This is a genomic window from Niveispirillum sp. GW835-FHT14G11, assembly GCF_058793615.1.
Genome location: NZ_JBXAFZ010000012.1, coordinates 173,918 through 187,474, shown reverse-complemented (window position 1 = coordinate 187,474; position 13,557 = coordinate 173,918). Strand labels below are relative to the sequence as shown.

Here is a 13,557-nt window from a genome sequence, read left to right as displayed (position 1 = left end):
ACAGAACACTATATCTTGTTGGCTAGGGGACGGATCGTACCAAATCCCGTGTTCGCCACAAGGCGGAAAATTCCGCCCTGTCCATCATGAATAGGCTTGACGTCAGCCATTCCAAGGGGAGGGAGCTACGCGTCCTAGGCATGCGTCGCGCGCGGCTTGACGGAGGCGTATTGGCGGACTAGCGCGCAGTCCCGTGCCTTTTCTGGTGAACCTCAGTGAGGAGCGGACAAGAGTGCGAGCCCTGCCGACCGATTGACCGTGGCACGCCGCCGTCTCCAGCCATGCTGGATGATTCTGGATGGTGGTCATACCATCCATTGTGGGGGGTCAGAGTGGCGCGGCGGATATTTCCAACGACACACGCTCGAACTGGTAGCGATGCTGTGGTCCTGCCAGGATCAGGTTCAAGGTCGTCCCCAACTCCCCGGCCTCCACGATCAGGTTGAACGCAGCGCCGCCCGACATCTGGGCCATATGGTCGAAAGCGGCCAGGGTCTCCCCCTCATCCAGCCGCACCGAAGCCCGGTACCGCGTGCGGTCCAGCGTCCAGGTGACGATCATCGACAAGGGGGCGGGGCGCCCGGAGCCGGGGAGCGTATCGGCCGCCGTCACCGGCAGCGTTTCCCGCTCGCCATTGGTGTAGCGCACGATGATCTGGAGCAGGGTGATCGGACCGGCGGTGACGAAGGTCCAGGGATGACGCCGGCGAAAATGATCGAACAGGCGTGGCGGCACTCCCTTGCGGGTAAGCCGGTCCAGGTCGCCGGGGGCCAGCAGCTCGGTCAGGATGTCCCGGACATGGTCCTCGCGCGGCACCCGCGGATTATCCAGGACCAGCCGCCATTCCAGATCGGCGGCCGGAACCTGGAAGGCCGCCACCTCCACCGTGAAGCCCGGCCCGTCCGCCCAGACCGAAAGATGTCCATCCAATCCGAAACCGACGATCAACTGGTCGAAAGAGGTGGGCCTGCCGAGCTTGTCGGGTGGAAGCGGCTGACGGAACAGCGACTGCATCCGTTCCAGGGGCAATTCGACATTGCCATTGAAGAATCTGTTCTCGGCATAGGAGAACCAGACGGCTTCCAGCCTTAACGGCAAGGGCTTCCGGTGATCCCCGGATATGATGGTGGCACCCAGTTCGCCCCAGCCATTGTTGGCATCGCAATTGTCCGGCACGCGCACGGTCATGTCGCCCGGGCCGGTTAGCCGGGCCCGGACGATGAAAACCGGATAGGCCTTGTGGGCGGACTCGGTTGCCCGCCAGGCGAAAGCTTCCATCTTCTGCTTCCCTTCCTTGCATGCCGGCAGCATCAGCAGCGCAGCGCAAGCCGTCACCCAGCGCGCCAATACCTCCCGTCGCCGCAGCGATGGTTCAGGGTGGCCGTCATCCCGCATGGACCTGCCGTTCCCGATAGCCCTTGATGGGGCCTCCGTCCGACCAGCGGGGTTTGTGTGCTCCGATCAACGTATATCGGGCGGAGAAGTGCAGATATTTCCCGCGCAGCGCACGCATTTCCGGCGACTGGTCGTTGCGCCAATCCGCACAGGTGCCGGCTTGCCGGCCTGTTGGATATCCCTCAACCCTTTGCCATAACCAGTGAAGGTCGTCGGGCACGACGAACTTCTTCTCCTTCATGTCGGGGGTGTGCTGTGATCCGTTTTGAGCGGCGAACGCCTGCATGAGAAGCAACGGTATGAAGCTGTATTTGTTGCTGATGCCGGCTCTGTTCGCGGTATTGGTGGATGAAAAATCGGAAACCTCGAGCTGGCAGTCGGTGTACCACCCGCGCTCGGTGAACCATTTTTTATCGTTGTCGTGGGCTTCACGTCTGGTCCGCGGTGTAGCGAAATGGCCCTTGCTATCGAATACTATCCAGTCTTCTTCGTTATCCAAGTCATTATAGCCTCCGCCGACATCGGAATGGGCTCCCGGTAGAAGGATTTCGATGCCATGCGATACGGAGCGGATATCGGTGAGCGCGAATTTCGCCCGATACTCCTCCGCTGCCGCAAGCTGTACGACGGCAGCGGCTGTGGAGATTTCATTCAGGCCGAGCTGTTTCACATCATCGTCGAAATCGAGATCTAAGCCAAAGGAGGATACCGTATCGAACAGTCCCAGGAACTTGACCGCGACGGCCCCCACGCTCAATCCCTCTCTCGTCAGGCGCTCATGAAGGCTCCCTTCCTGTGCTTTGACGATTTGCTGGACGAAATGCCTGGCCGCTGCGGCACCACGGCTGAATCCGAACACATCGAGATGGACATAGTCGATGTCCGAATCCCCGCGCTTCTTGATCTGGTCAATGACTTCCTTTACCGCCTCCTTCACGCGCGCTTCGATGCCCGTGTCTCCAGTCCCTGTCGCATAACCCCGCGTGTTGTCATCCTGGCTTCTTGTGGTGCCGATGCCGTCGATATAGATTCGAAAGGTGTAATCAACGCCCTTGTGATTACGGAAATTATCAAAAAGGCGGGATACATTGCTATATTCTGCCAAATAACTATCGTCTTCATTTGTTGATTTTCCTGATTTTCTATCATCTATATTTATTTTATTATTTCCAGTTCCATCAAAATATACACTAATTCGAAATTTCCACTTTATTCTGCTTTGAACTGGGGCCTGGCTGCAATTGCAGATGCTGTTCGACCATGGAGCTTCAGCCATGATAATACCCCATGATGGCGTCGCCTTCGGGCAGCCGGATCCAGGGCCGGGGCGGGTTTGCCAGTTCGTGCAGATAGAGGCTTATGCGGGTCGGTTCCGAATGCCCTTTCCCGGGCAACTGCGCATCGGGAGCGTCCGCGATCCGGCCAAGCAAGTCCCTGTCCAGGACGCTCTCCATCAGAGATTGAATATGATCACGGCGGGCGATGCCCGACCGTCGGCACAGGTGCCACAAGGTTTGCGCAACCTTTGTAATCTCCGCATCCGAATGAGTGATGCCCTTCCGGGTGGCGTAGGTTTTCAGCTCCCGAATGGCACCGGTCTGGAAATACTCTTCAAATCTGCTTTCTAGTATATTCATGTGTTTGGTACCGATGGCGAGCATCCGGAGGCTCCTGACGTCATGCGTTGATAAATTGTATCAGTCGTATAATTTGATCAATATTCATTTGATTTTACGGAATAATAATTTAACTTGTAATCGGCATTGGTATATTCTTTTCCTTCATTGAAGGGCTGGTGCAGCCAGCAGACAGGTCTCTCTTAAACGTCACAGTCCGCCGCCTTGCCCGTTTCCCCGGTCCGGGCTATTCATTGAAGTCGTTCCGGTGCCGGGACGACAGCCATACCAGCCCAGGGGCTGGTTCGGCGGCGATTGCCGCCGCGCCGCATGTGCGGCGTAGCCAGGCCCACGGATGTGGGCGCCGGCGCCTGAGGCCGGTGATCGGCGACGATCATCGGGAAAATGGCTTACGCGCGGGGGCCGGATGTTCATCGAATGCTCCAACCTGATTGCCGGCAACCTGCCCGCGCTGAATTATGGCGTCGCGGTCGCCGATATCGATGGCGATGGCCAGGATGAGATCATCGTCGCCGGTTATGGCGGGCCCAACCGCGTGCTGAAATGGGGCGGGCAGGGGCTGGTGGACATCGCGCCGCCGCTGATCGCCGATGACGGGCGCCGGGCCATCGGACTGGCCTGCGGCGATATCGACGGCGACGGGCGCGAAGAGGTCTATATCCTGAACAGCGACGGGTTTTCCGGGCCGAAGCAGGTGACGGACCGGCTGCTGGCCTGTTTCGGGGACCGCTGGATCGACCTGTTCGCACTGTCGGAGAATTTCGCCGCCGCTAACCGCTTCGCGGGACGGTCCGTCGCCGTCATTGATCGGGCGGGTACGGGCCGTTACGGCTTCATCGTGGCCAATTATGGCGGGCCCATGCGGCTTTACGAGATGGGGGCGCGCGGCCGCATCGTCGATGTCGCGGACGAGGTGGGGCTGGACGCCATCACCGGCGGCCGGTCGCTGCTGGCCGCCCCCATCCTGGGCGACCGGCCCGACATCTTCGCGGGCAACGAGATCGGGCCCAACCTGTTTTTCCAGAACCAGGGCGACGGGCAGTTCGTGGAGATCGCGGACGCGCTGGGCCTGGGCGACACCGCCCAGCCGGCCCGCGGCATGGCCCTGGTCCAGGGTGAAAGCGGGTTCGACATCATGCTGGCCAACTGGGAAGGGCCACACCGGCTGTTCCAGCACCAGGCGGGCGGCGGCTTTGCCGACATGGCACCGCCGGAACTGGCCCGATCCTCGCGCGCCCGCACCGTCATCGCCGCCGATTTCGACAATGACGGGTACGAGGAAATCTTCATCAACAATCTGGGGGAGCCCAACCGCCTGTTCGGCTGGCGCGACGATCGCTGGACCCAGATCGATATCGGCGAAGCGGCCCTGCCCGGCGGCTTTGGCACCGGGGCGGCTGTGGCCGATCTGGACGGGGACGGGCAGCTGGAACTGCTGGTGGCCCATGGCGAACAGGCGCCACAGCCTTTGTCGCTGTTCATCGGCGAACCCCGCGGCCACCATTGGCTGCGCATCCGGCCGCTGACGGCGGCCGGTGCCCCGGCGCGCGGTGCCCTGGTCCGGCTATGGGCGGGCGACCGGATGCAGATGCGGGCCATCTGTGCCGGGTCAGGTTATCTCTGTCAGATGGAGCCGGTGGCCCATTTCGGGCTGGGACGGGCGCAGAAGGTGGACAGGGTGGAGGTGCGCTGGCCCGACGGGGCGGTCACGCGCATCGACGCGCCGGGCACCTGTCGCACCCTGGTCATTCCTCATCCCGCGCGATGACCGGCGGCGCCTCGGGGCCGATGGCCACGCCATAGATGCGGGCCCAGAGCAGGGCCGTCATCGCCGTCACCAGCGGATGGGTGACGGACAGCAGGATATTGGCCAGGACCAGCAGCACGATGCTGCCATCCTGCACCCCTGTCAGCCAGAAGAAGGCGGCCGGCGCCTGCAAGGGCAGGTTCACCAGGATCAGCGCGAACAGCGGCGGCAGGCCGCCCATATGCGACGTGGCCTTCCAGCTGGCGCCCATCACGAACTTGCCGTCCTGCACCACCGACCCGATGGCCGGCCCCAGCCGCGCCACGGGCCACAGGGTCATCAGCGTGATGACGATGTATGTGGTCAGGAAGAACCAGTCGGGCATGGCCGATGCCAATGCCGCGGCGTCGGCCGGCCCCTGGCTGGGATTGGTGGCCAGCCGGTGGCCGGTGACACTGGCCAGCAGGGTCATCACCACCGAGGCCGGCAGGATGGAGGCGAGCGCCGACAGCAGCACCATGGACAGCATGATGCCGCCCACCCGCCAGTTCCGCCCGTCGAACGGCATGTCCCAGAACTGGGCCTTGTCCTCCCCCAGCAGCAGGAAGCGGCTCCAGCGCACGGTCCACAGGCCCAGACCCCAGACCATGCCCAGCACGGACAGGAACAGCAGCAGGGTGCCGCCGCTGCCATCGCCCTGCGCCCGCGTCATCTGGGCCAGACCCAGCACGGCCAGCACCAAAGCCGGCGCGCCGGCGAAGCGCAGCACGCGGCCTGGATCGGACAGAAGCAGCAGATAGATCGCCAGTGATTCGCGCCAGGCGTCTCTGAAATTCATCGGGGACCCGGTTTCCGCAAAGCGTGGGACGTTGGGGCAACGGTCTATCACATGGGCTGTTCCCGCGCGACCGCAATGGTGTGCTGTCGCGTCACGGGGCGCTTTCTTCGACAAGCCCCTGTCATTGCTGTAGAAAAGACCGGCACGCCCCCGCCGGAGCCCTTGATGCCTTTCGCACCCGCACCAGCATCCATCCTGACTGTCCATCAGGAGCACTTTCCCATCCGCGGCACCTTCCGCATCTCGCGCGGGTCCAAGACCGAAGCGGCCGTGCTGGTGGCCGAACTGCGCGACGCGGACGGGCATGTGGGCCGCGGCGAATGCGTGCCCTATGCCCGCTATGGCGAGAGTGTGGAGGGTGTGGCCGCTGCGATGGAAGCGATGGCGCAAGCCTTCGCCCGTGGCATGGGGCGGAAGGCCCTGGCCAATGCCCTGCCGGCCGGTGCGGCCCGCAACGCGCTGGATTGCGCGCTGTGGGACCTGGAGGCTAGGCGCAGCGGCAATCCCGCCTGGACCCTGGCCGGTCTGGCGCCGCTGGAACCCGTGGTGACGGCCTTCACCCTGTCCATCGACACGCCCCAGGCCATGGCCGACGCCGCCCGCGCCGTGGCCCGGCCGTTGCTGAAGCTGAAGCTGGCCGGCGATGGCGGCGACCTGGACCGCGTGGCCGCCGTGCGGGAGGCAGCACCCGCCAGCCGATTGATCGTGGATGCCAATGAGGGCTGGACGCCCGACGATCTGGCCACCCTGCCCGACGCCTTCGCCCGGCTGGGGGTGGAGATGATCGAACAACCCTTGCCGGCCGGGGCCGACCAGGCGCTGGACGGGTTCAAAAGCCCGGTGCGCCTGGGCGCGGACGAGAGCGTCCATGGGCTCGACGGGCTGGAGCAACTGGCCCGGCGCTATGACGTGGTCAATGTCAAGCTGGACAAGACCGGCGGCCTGACGGCGGCGCTGGCCGTGAAGGCGCGGGCGCAGGCGCTGGGCCTGGACGTCATGGTCGGCTGCATGGTGGCAACCTCGCTGTCCATGGCCCCGGCCCTGCTGCTGGCCCAGGGGGCGGATTATGTCGACCTCGACGGGCCGCTGCTGCTGGCCCGCGACCGGGAACCGGGGCTGGTCTATGAGGGCGCCTTGCTGCGGCCGACCGACGGTGTGTGGGGGTGAGTTACGCCGTCGCCACTGGTGCCCAAAGTACATCGTCGATTCTGTCCGCCCCGGCGATGATCATCGCCAGCCGGTCGAAGCCCAGCGCGATGCCGGCACTATCGGGCATCAGGGGCAATGCCGCCAGGAACTCCTCATCGATCGGGTAGCGCTCGCCATAGAGCCGTTCCTTTTCCGCCATGTCGGCCTCGAACCGTCCGCGTTGCAGCACGGGGTCGGTCAGTTCTCCGAAGGCGTTGGCCAGTTCCACGCCGCAGCCATAAAGCTCGAACCGTTCCGCCACGCGCGGATCGTCGGGCTTGGGCCGGGCCAATGCTGCCATGGAGACGGGATAGTCGGACAGGAAGGTGGGCACATCCATGCCCAGATGCGGTTCGATCCGGTCCAGGCTGACGCGGAAGAACAGATCCTCCCAGGTGTCGCTCTCGGCCACGCGGATGCCGATGCGCGCCACCTCCGCCGCCAGCCTGTCGCGGTCGGGGTGCAGCGGGTCGGGGGCGGTGGCCAGCAGGTCGATGCCGGCATAGTGCAGGAACGCGTCCTGCACGCTCAGCACGCGCCAGTCGGCAAACGGATCGCACGCCACACCCCGGAAGCGCAGCCGGTCCTTGCCCGCCGCGATACAGGCCGCGCGGACCAGGGCGATGCAATCCGCCATCAGGTCGCGATAGCCGGCCCCGGCCCGGTACCATTCCAGCATGGCGAATTCCGGATGGTGCGTGCCCGACCGCTCCCCGTTGCGATAGACATGGGACAGCTGGAACAGCCGGGACACGCCGGCCGCCAGCAGCTTCTTCATGGTGAATTCGGGGCTGGTATGCAGGTACAGGCGGCGGCGGTCATCGGGATGCGGGCCCACCAGATCGGTGGCGAACGCCATCAGATGCACCTCCAGGCCCGGTGAGACCTGCAGCGCCGGCGTCTCCACCTCGTCGAACCCCTGATCCTCGAACCAGCGGCGCACGCTGCGCATCACAATCTGGCGGACGGCCAGATGCGGGCGCTTCTTCTGGAAATGGTCGGGGTGCCACCAGGCGGGCTGAGCGGGACTGTGACGCATGATCTCTCGACAGGCGGGCGGCAAGACGGGCACTCTCGCCTTCCCCTTCGCGACTTTCAATCCCCATGACCGACCCGCACACCATCCCGCATCTGCGCATCGTCTGGGACGTGGGCCGCCTGTCCGAATGGGCGCGGCTGCTGGCCGACTGCGGACAGAGCAGCCTGACCCAGGGCTTCGGCTATAACCAAGCCATGCTGACGGTGGAGGGATGGAAACCCCGGCTGGGCATCATCGAACTGTCCGATCATCCCATCGGCCTGGTGGTGATGAGCGAGCGGCGGCTGTTCCGGCTGGTCCGCATTGCCCGCCTGCACCGGGGCCCGCTGCTGCGGCCCGAAGCGCGCAAGCCGGCGGTGTTCGCCATGGTGATGAAGCTGATCCGCCAGGAATATCCCAGCGGCCCGCTGAACTGGACGGCTGTCGTCCCGGAATGGCCGGCGGGGGAAGACAGCAACGCCATGCTGCGCTGGGCCGGATTCCGGCGCGACAAGGGACCGGGATACCGGACAATCTGGCTGGACCTGTGCCAGACGGAGGTGGCGCTGCGTGCCGGCCTGGCCCAGAAATGGCGCAACGCCCTGAACCAGGCCGAACGCTCAGGCCTGAGCGTGGAGGTCGACCGCGACGGCAAGCAGCAACTGGCCTGGCTGCTGGAACAATACCAGCAGGACAAAGCGGCGAAGGCTTATCGCGGCCCGTCGGCCAAACTGGTCCTGCGCATGCGCACCGGCATGTACAAGGATGGCGACATCCTGCTGATCCGTGCCTGCAAGGACGGGGTGCCGGTGGCCGGCATCCTGGTTCTGGGGCATGGCAAGGCCGCCACCTACCAGATCGGCTGGACGGATGCGGCGGGGCGCGCCGCGCGGGCGCACAATCTGCTGCTCTGGCGGGCGATCTTGGAACTGAAGGCGCAAGCGCGCGAATGGTTCGACCTGGGCGGCGTTCTGCCCGGCGCCGCCCCCGGTGTGACAGCCTTCAAGCGCGGCATGGGCGGCGAAGAGGTGGAACTGGTCGGGGCGTGGCGGTGACGCGGATTTTGCCCCTTGGGGTATAGCGCCAATGCCCTTTTCCCGCCTTCCCGGCGGAGGCCGGGACCCAGGGGCCCCATGCACAACGTTCCGGCGGCGTCCATCAACGCAGCTGAGATGTTTTCCCGGTGGCCCCTGGGTCCCGGCCTTCGCCGGGAAGGCGAGGAGAGCGGGGGGAGAATGTCGGGACGGTCCGCATGCCCCTCACGCATTCCCCACCAACGCCACCAGATGGCGCAGCTTGTCCGGGTTGCGGGTGATATAGACGGCCACGATGCGGTCGCCATCGATGGCCAGGGCCGTGCTCTGCACCTCGCCGTCGCTGGCCAGGGTGGCATAGCCGGGCAAGCCATCGATCAAGCCCCGCCACAGCACGGGCGGCAGGACATGGTCGTGCTTCCTGGCCAGACCGGCGAAGAAGCGGGCAACCTTGTCCTGGCTGGTGACGGGGTTCATCACGGCGGTGCGCTTGCCGCCGCCATCGGCATAGAGCACCACGTCGGCCGCCAGCAGCCCGCGCAGGCCCGACACATCGCCATTATGGGCGGCGGCCAGGAAGGCGTCGGCGATCTCCCGCCCCCGGTCCGGGGAGACGGGGAAGCGGGGCCGGGCGGCCCGCACATGGGTGCGGGCGCGCGACGCCAGCTGCCGGCACGCCGCCTCGTCCCGGTCCAGGGCTGCGGCCACCGCCTCGAACGGCTGGCCGAACACGTCGTGCAGTAGGAAGGCGGCGCGTTCCAGCGGCGACAGGCGTTCCAGGGCCAGCATCAGGGCCATGGTCACCTCCTCCCCCTGTTCCATTCTGTCATCGGGGTCGATGATGGGCTCCGGCAGCCAGGGGCCGATATAGGTCTCATGGCGGGCACGGGCGGAGCGCATCTGGTCCAGGCACAGCCGGCTGACCAGCCGGATCAGATACGCTTCCCCATCCACCACGCCCGCATGGTCCACCCCGGCCCAGCGCAGCCAGGCCTCCTGCACCATATCCTCGGCCTCCGCCTGCGACCCCAGCATGCGATAGGCGATACGGGACAGGCGGGGGCGCAGGCGGGTGAAGGTAGCAAGGGCATCAGGCGGCGGAGACACGAACCTTGCCCTTCGGGTGCTGCGACCGGAAGCCGACGGCGAAGCGGTTCCAGGCGTTGATGGTGGTGATGGCCAGCGTCAGCTTCACCTGTTCCTCCGGCGTGAACTGCGCCTGGAGAGCTGCGTAATCCTCATCCGGGGCGCCGGTCCGGGCGATGTCGGTCAGCGCCTCCGTCCAGGCCAGCGCCGCGCGCTCCCGGTCAGTATAGAGCGAGGATTCCCGCCAGGCGTCCAGCAGATAAAGCCGCTCCTCCGTCTCCCCCGCCGCGCGGGCGTCACGGGTATGCATATGGATGCAGAAGGCGCAGCGGTTGATCTGTGAGGCGCGGGTCTTCACCAGTTCCAGCAGACTGTGCTCCAGGCCGCAATTTTCGACCTTGGCGCTCAGATCCAGCATGGCCTTGATGGTTTCGGGGGCGGCGGCATAGAAATTCAGGCGCGCGGTCATGGCAGTCTCCGTTTCTGTCTATCGGGGCCCCGCGATGGGACCTTCAATGGTCAGGACGGAACGCCATGGCCGCGTGTGACATGGGAGGTGAAGTTTTTTCCAATCACCTTCAGGCTAAGGCCAAACCTTTTGGCGGCGACTGCCGCCGCGCCCACGTGCGGCGCAAGCCCAAGCCGCCGGATGGTGGCGCCCAGCGCCTGAGGGAACATTAAAAAAGCCTGTCATTCAGACAGGTTCAAGGCGCGTCCCCCGCCCGCTTCCAGGTCCAGCGGAAGCGGCGGATGCCGCCATTGCCGTCGGGGCCTTCCAGGGCCGCCACGACATTGCCGCCATAGCGGTTGAAGACGATGCGCTGCGGATAGCCATGTTCGGTATTGGCGAACACGGCCATGTTGTCCCCCGATTCGACCAGCTTGTAGGGGATGATGTCAGGGCTGCCCAGTGGCTGGCCGTAATAGATCACGCTGCCATCGGGCTGGGCCACGATGCGCATGAATTCGGTGTCGGCGCCGCGGCTGGGCGACATGGACCGGCGCATACCCAGCATCACCCCGTCGCCAGGCTTCATGAAATGTTGTTCGGTGCGGGTCGGCCCCTCGCGGCCCACCCACTGGCCCGACAGCCAGAGCAGGGATTTCAGCGGATCATTGGCGGCATGGCCAGCCTGGGGCAGGGCCAATATCAGGCCCAGGAGCAGCAGGACGGACAGGCGGGGCACAGAGAAGGTGGACATGGGCATGCTCCTCCGTATGGCTTTTGTTTTAACCATGCTACGCCCTTATTATCCCCCCGTCCCCGGTGGCGGTGATTTTGACGATTTTGCAGCAGTCCGTAGGGGAACAAAAACCGCCCCCGCGTCACGGTGCCGAACCTGCCAGCCGCCATGACCAGCCGAACCGCTTCACCGCCCCGTCCTTGCCCGGCCCCTCGATCGTCGCGGTCAGGCTGTCGCCCGTGCGGCGATAAGTGATCTTCTGCGGGAAATCATGGGTGGGGTTGGCGAACACGGCCAGGCCGGGGGCGGACTCGATCAGGGGAAAGCTGGCCAGTGCCTGGCCCATCGGATGGGCATGGTAGGCCAGCTTGCCGTCGGCACCGGTTGTGATGCGGATGAATTCCACCTCCGGCACCTTGCCCTGCCGTACCGTGCGGCTCATGCCGACGATCACGCCGCCGGCGGGGCGCATGTAATGCTCCTCCAGCCGCTTGCCCGCCTCATCTCCCAGCCATTGGCCGGACAGCCAGGACAGATCTTCCACCGTTACCTCCGCCGCCCCCGCGGGCAGGGTCAGGAACAGCAGCAGCGACAGGATCGGCAGGTGGCGCATGACATCATCCTTCCATGATGGGGAAGGAGACAGCATAGGCGATCAGCGCGGGTCCGTCGCGCGCAACGAGGGGCGGTCGGCCACCGACGCGAACCACGCGGCCAGTGCAGGATGCTCCTGGCGCCAGTTCAGACTGCCATGGCGGAAATCCAGATAATCCAGGGCGCACGCCACCGACAGGCCGCCCAGGCCGAACCCTTCCGCCGTCAGCTCCGCCACCGATGCCTCCAGCACCGGCAGGGTGCGGGCGATGGCCGCCTTCTGGCGGGCAACCCAGCCGGGCGATTGTTCACCCGCCGGACGGCGCCCCTCCACCACGGCGCTGAAGGCCGCATCCAGCAGACCCTGGGCCAGGGCCGACAGGCGCAAGGTGCGCCAGCGGTCGGGGCCATCGGCCGGCAGCAGGCGCCGGCCGGGCAGCACCGCGTCCAGATAATCGGCGATGGCCCAGCTTTCCCCCAGGCTCCAGCCTTCGTCCTTCTCCAGGGCCGGGACCTTGCCCGAGGGCAATGCTGCGTGCAGATCCGCCGGGTCGATCCAGGGGTCCAGTGTCACCACGTCCAGCACCGCCCCCTTCTCATGCACCAGCGCCAGCACCTTGCGGGCATAGGGGGAGGTCTTGGCGATATAGAGCTTCATCGGACGGTCTCCTTCTTCAGCAGATAAAGGCCTGCCAGCCCGGCCAGCGCGCCCAGCGCCAGCACGGCGGCCCCGGCCGCGAACAGCGGGCGGTGGCTGCCCGTGGCGGTGAACAGGGCGGTCAGGGCATAGCCGCCGCCGGCCTGCAACAGGGCGAAGATGGCGGTCATCCGGCCCCAGGCCGCCGTATGCCCGGCCGCACCCGCCAACTGTCCCGCCACACCTGATGCCAGCGCCACGCAGCCGGGCGTCAGTGCGCCGACGATAAAGGCCGACAGGCCCAGCGGCAGCGGCGCCGACGACAACAGCGGCAGCGCCACGGCCACGGCCTTCACCGCCAGCGCCAGGGTCAGGGCGGGCGCAAAGCCGATGAGACGGGCCAGACGGGAGATCAGCAGCGGCCCCGCCACGGCCCCCAGACCAAAGATGAACCAGTAGGCCCCGCCCAGGGCCAAACCCAGCCCCAGGCCGCGCGCTACATAGTCGGACAGGAACAAAGTATGGGGGATGAAACCCATGCCGTCGGTAGCATAGGCCAGCGTGAACAGCCAGAGCGGCCAGGACCGTTTCGCCCCCGACGCCGCCGCGGCCAGCGGGCGCGGGCCCGGCGGCCATTGCGTCCAGGCCAGGCCCGTCAGCACCAGGGACAGCAGGCCGATCCCGGCCCAGGCGGTGGCCGCCCCTTGCAAGGCCAGCCAGGGCAGCAGCGTGCCGCTGACCATCACCCCGGCGCCGATGCCGGAAAACACGATGCCGGCCACCAGCGGCTTCTTATCCACCGGCACCTGCGCCATCAGGGTGGGGGCGGCCAGGATCATCAGCATGGCGCCGCCGACACCGGCCAGGAAGCGCCAGACGCCCAGCCAGACCAGCCCGGCATTCCAGGCACAGGCCAGCAGCGACAGCGCCACCAGCAGCATGGCGGCGCGCAGCACCGGTACCGGCCCCAGCACGCGGCCGATGCGGGCGGCGGTGACGGCGCCCAGCAGATATCCGGTCAGGTTGGCGGCCCCCAGCAGGGCCCCGCCGGCCGCATCCACCCAGCCCTCGCCGATCAGCGCCGGCAGCAGCGGCGTATAGGCGAAGCGGCCCAGCCCCACGCCCAGCAGCGTGCCCGCCATCCCCGCCATCGCCAACCGCCAGACCCCGGCCATGAACCGCTCCGTTCCATCCCGAAT

14 protein-coding genes are annotated in these 13,557 nt (G+C 65.9%); 3 read left to right on the top strand and 11 right to left on the bottom strand.

The genetic code is table 11. The annotated features are described in order from the left end of the window. Positions 1 to 327 precede the first annotated feature (327 nt). The 3 genes from AC1Q7F_RS22035 to AC1Q7F_RS22025 all read right to left on the bottom strand — a co-directional run bounded on the left by AC1Q7F_RS22035 (position 328) and on the right by AC1Q7F_RS22025 (position 3,056). The gene (locus AC1Q7F_RS22035) at positions 328 to 1,278 is read right to left on the bottom strand and encodes a DUF2931 family protein (protein WP_492510689.1); all 951 of its coding nucleotides are present in this window, start codon (positions 1,276 to 1,278) and stop codon (positions 328 to 330) included. A 106-nt stretch (positions 1,279 to 1,384) separates the two neighbouring features. Continuing rightward, positions 1,385 to 2,671 (bottom strand): phospholipase effector Tle1 domain-containing protein, encoded by a 1,287-nt coding sequence (locus tag AC1Q7F_RS22030; RefSeq protein ID WP_492510688.1) that lies wholly within the window; start codon positions 2,669 to 2,671, stop codon positions 1,385 to 1,387. Continuing rightward, positions 2,664 to 3,056 (bottom strand): hypothetical protein, encoded by a 393-nt coding sequence (locus tag AC1Q7F_RS22025; RefSeq protein ID WP_492510687.1) that lies wholly within the window; start codon positions 3,054 to 3,056, stop codon positions 2,664 to 2,666. Before AC1Q7F_RS22025 ends, AC1Q7F_RS22030 begins: the two co-directional genes overlap by 8 nt. A 382-nt stretch (positions 3,057 to 3,438) precedes the next feature. Here AC1Q7F_RS22025 and AC1Q7F_RS22020 point away from each other — a divergent pair, with 382 nt between their 5' ends. Then, the gene (locus AC1Q7F_RS22020) at positions 3,439 to 4,800 is read left to right on the top strand and encodes a CRTAC1 family protein (RefSeq protein ID WP_492510686.1); all 1,362 of its coding nucleotides are present in this window, start codon (positions 3,439 to 3,441) and stop codon (positions 4,798 to 4,800) included. Here AC1Q7F_RS22020 and AC1Q7F_RS22015 read toward each other — a convergent pair. After that, positions 4,778 to 5,617 carry a hypothetical protein gene (locus tag AC1Q7F_RS22015; RefSeq protein WP_492510685.1) on the bottom strand — a complete coding sequence of 280 codons (840 nt, stop codon included), beginning with the start codon at positions 5,615 to 5,617 and terminating at the stop codon, positions 4,778 to 4,780. The two genes, AC1Q7F_RS22020 and AC1Q7F_RS22015, sit on opposite strands and share 23 nt — an antisense overlap. Before the next feature lie 165 nt (positions 5,618 to 5,782). Here AC1Q7F_RS22015 and dgcA point away from each other — a divergent pair, with 165 nt between their 5' ends. Then, complete coding sequence (gene dgcA, locus AC1Q7F_RS22010) at positions 5,783 to 6,784, top strand: N-acetyl-D-Glu racemase DgcA (protein WP_492510684.1); 1,002 nt, start codon at positions 5,783 to 5,785, stop codon at positions 6,782 to 6,784. Between the two features lies 1 nt (position 6,785). Here dgcA and epmA read toward each other — a convergent pair whose 3' ends face one another. Further along, a complete protein-coding gene (epmA, locus tag AC1Q7F_RS22005) occupies positions 6,786 to 7,844 on the bottom strand; it encodes an EF-P lysine aminoacylase EpmA (protein WP_492510683.1) in 1,059 nt (352 codons plus the stop codon). Between the two features lie 65 nt (positions 7,845 to 7,909). Between epmA and AC1Q7F_RS22000 the strand changes: the two genes are divergently transcribed. Next, positions 7,910 to 8,878 (top strand): lipid II:glycine glycyltransferase FemX, encoded by a 969-nt coding sequence (locus tag AC1Q7F_RS22000; RefSeq protein WP_492510682.1) that lies wholly within the window; start codon positions 7,910 to 7,912, stop codon positions 8,876 to 8,878. Positions 8,879 to 9,082: 204 nt separating this feature from the next. On the opposite strand, the gene AC1Q7F_RS21995 is transcribed toward AC1Q7F_RS22000, so the two are convergent. The 6 genes from AC1Q7F_RS21995 to AC1Q7F_RS21970 form a co-directional block, all read right to left on the bottom strand. Next, positions 9,083 to 9,964, bottom strand: a complete 882-nt coding sequence (locus tag AC1Q7F_RS21995) for a sigma-70 family RNA polymerase sigma factor (protein WP_492510681.1) — start codon at positions 9,962 to 9,964, stop codon at positions 9,083 to 9,085. Next, the gene (locus AC1Q7F_RS21990; protein WP_492510680.1) at positions 9,948 to 10,412 is read right to left on the bottom strand and encodes a carboxymuconolactone decarboxylase family protein; all 465 of its coding nucleotides are present in this window, start codon (positions 10,410 to 10,412) and stop codon (positions 9,948 to 9,950) included. Before AC1Q7F_RS21990 ends, AC1Q7F_RS21995 begins: the two co-directional genes overlap by 17 nt. Positions 10,413 to 10,647: 235 nt before the next feature. Then, positions 10,648 to 11,145 (bottom strand): DUF6265 family protein, encoded by a 498-nt coding sequence (locus AC1Q7F_RS21985; protein WP_492510679.1) that lies wholly within the window; start codon positions 11,143 to 11,145, stop codon positions 10,648 to 10,650. A 124-nt stretch (positions 11,146 to 11,269) separates the two neighbouring features. Beyond that, positions 11,270 to 11,740: a DUF6265 family protein gene (locus AC1Q7F_RS21980; protein ID WP_492510678.1), complete on the bottom strand. Its 471-nt coding sequence runs from the start codon at positions 11,738 to 11,740 to the stop codon at positions 11,270 to 11,272. A 42-nt stretch (positions 11,741 to 11,782) separates the two neighbouring features. Then, positions 11,783 to 12,379 carry a glutathione S-transferase family protein gene (locus AC1Q7F_RS21975; protein WP_492510677.1) on the bottom strand — a complete coding sequence of 199 codons (597 nt, stop codon included), beginning with the start codon at positions 12,377 to 12,379 and terminating at the stop codon, positions 11,783 to 11,785. Next, positions 12,376 to 13,533, bottom strand: coding sequence for a YbfB/YjiJ family MFS transporter (locus AC1Q7F_RS21970; RefSeq protein WP_492510676.1), 1,158 nt, complete (start codon positions 13,531 to 13,533; stop codon positions 12,376 to 12,378). Before AC1Q7F_RS21970 ends, AC1Q7F_RS21975 begins: the two co-directional genes overlap by 4 nt. Between the last annotated feature and the right edge of the window lie 24 nt (positions 13,534 to 13,557).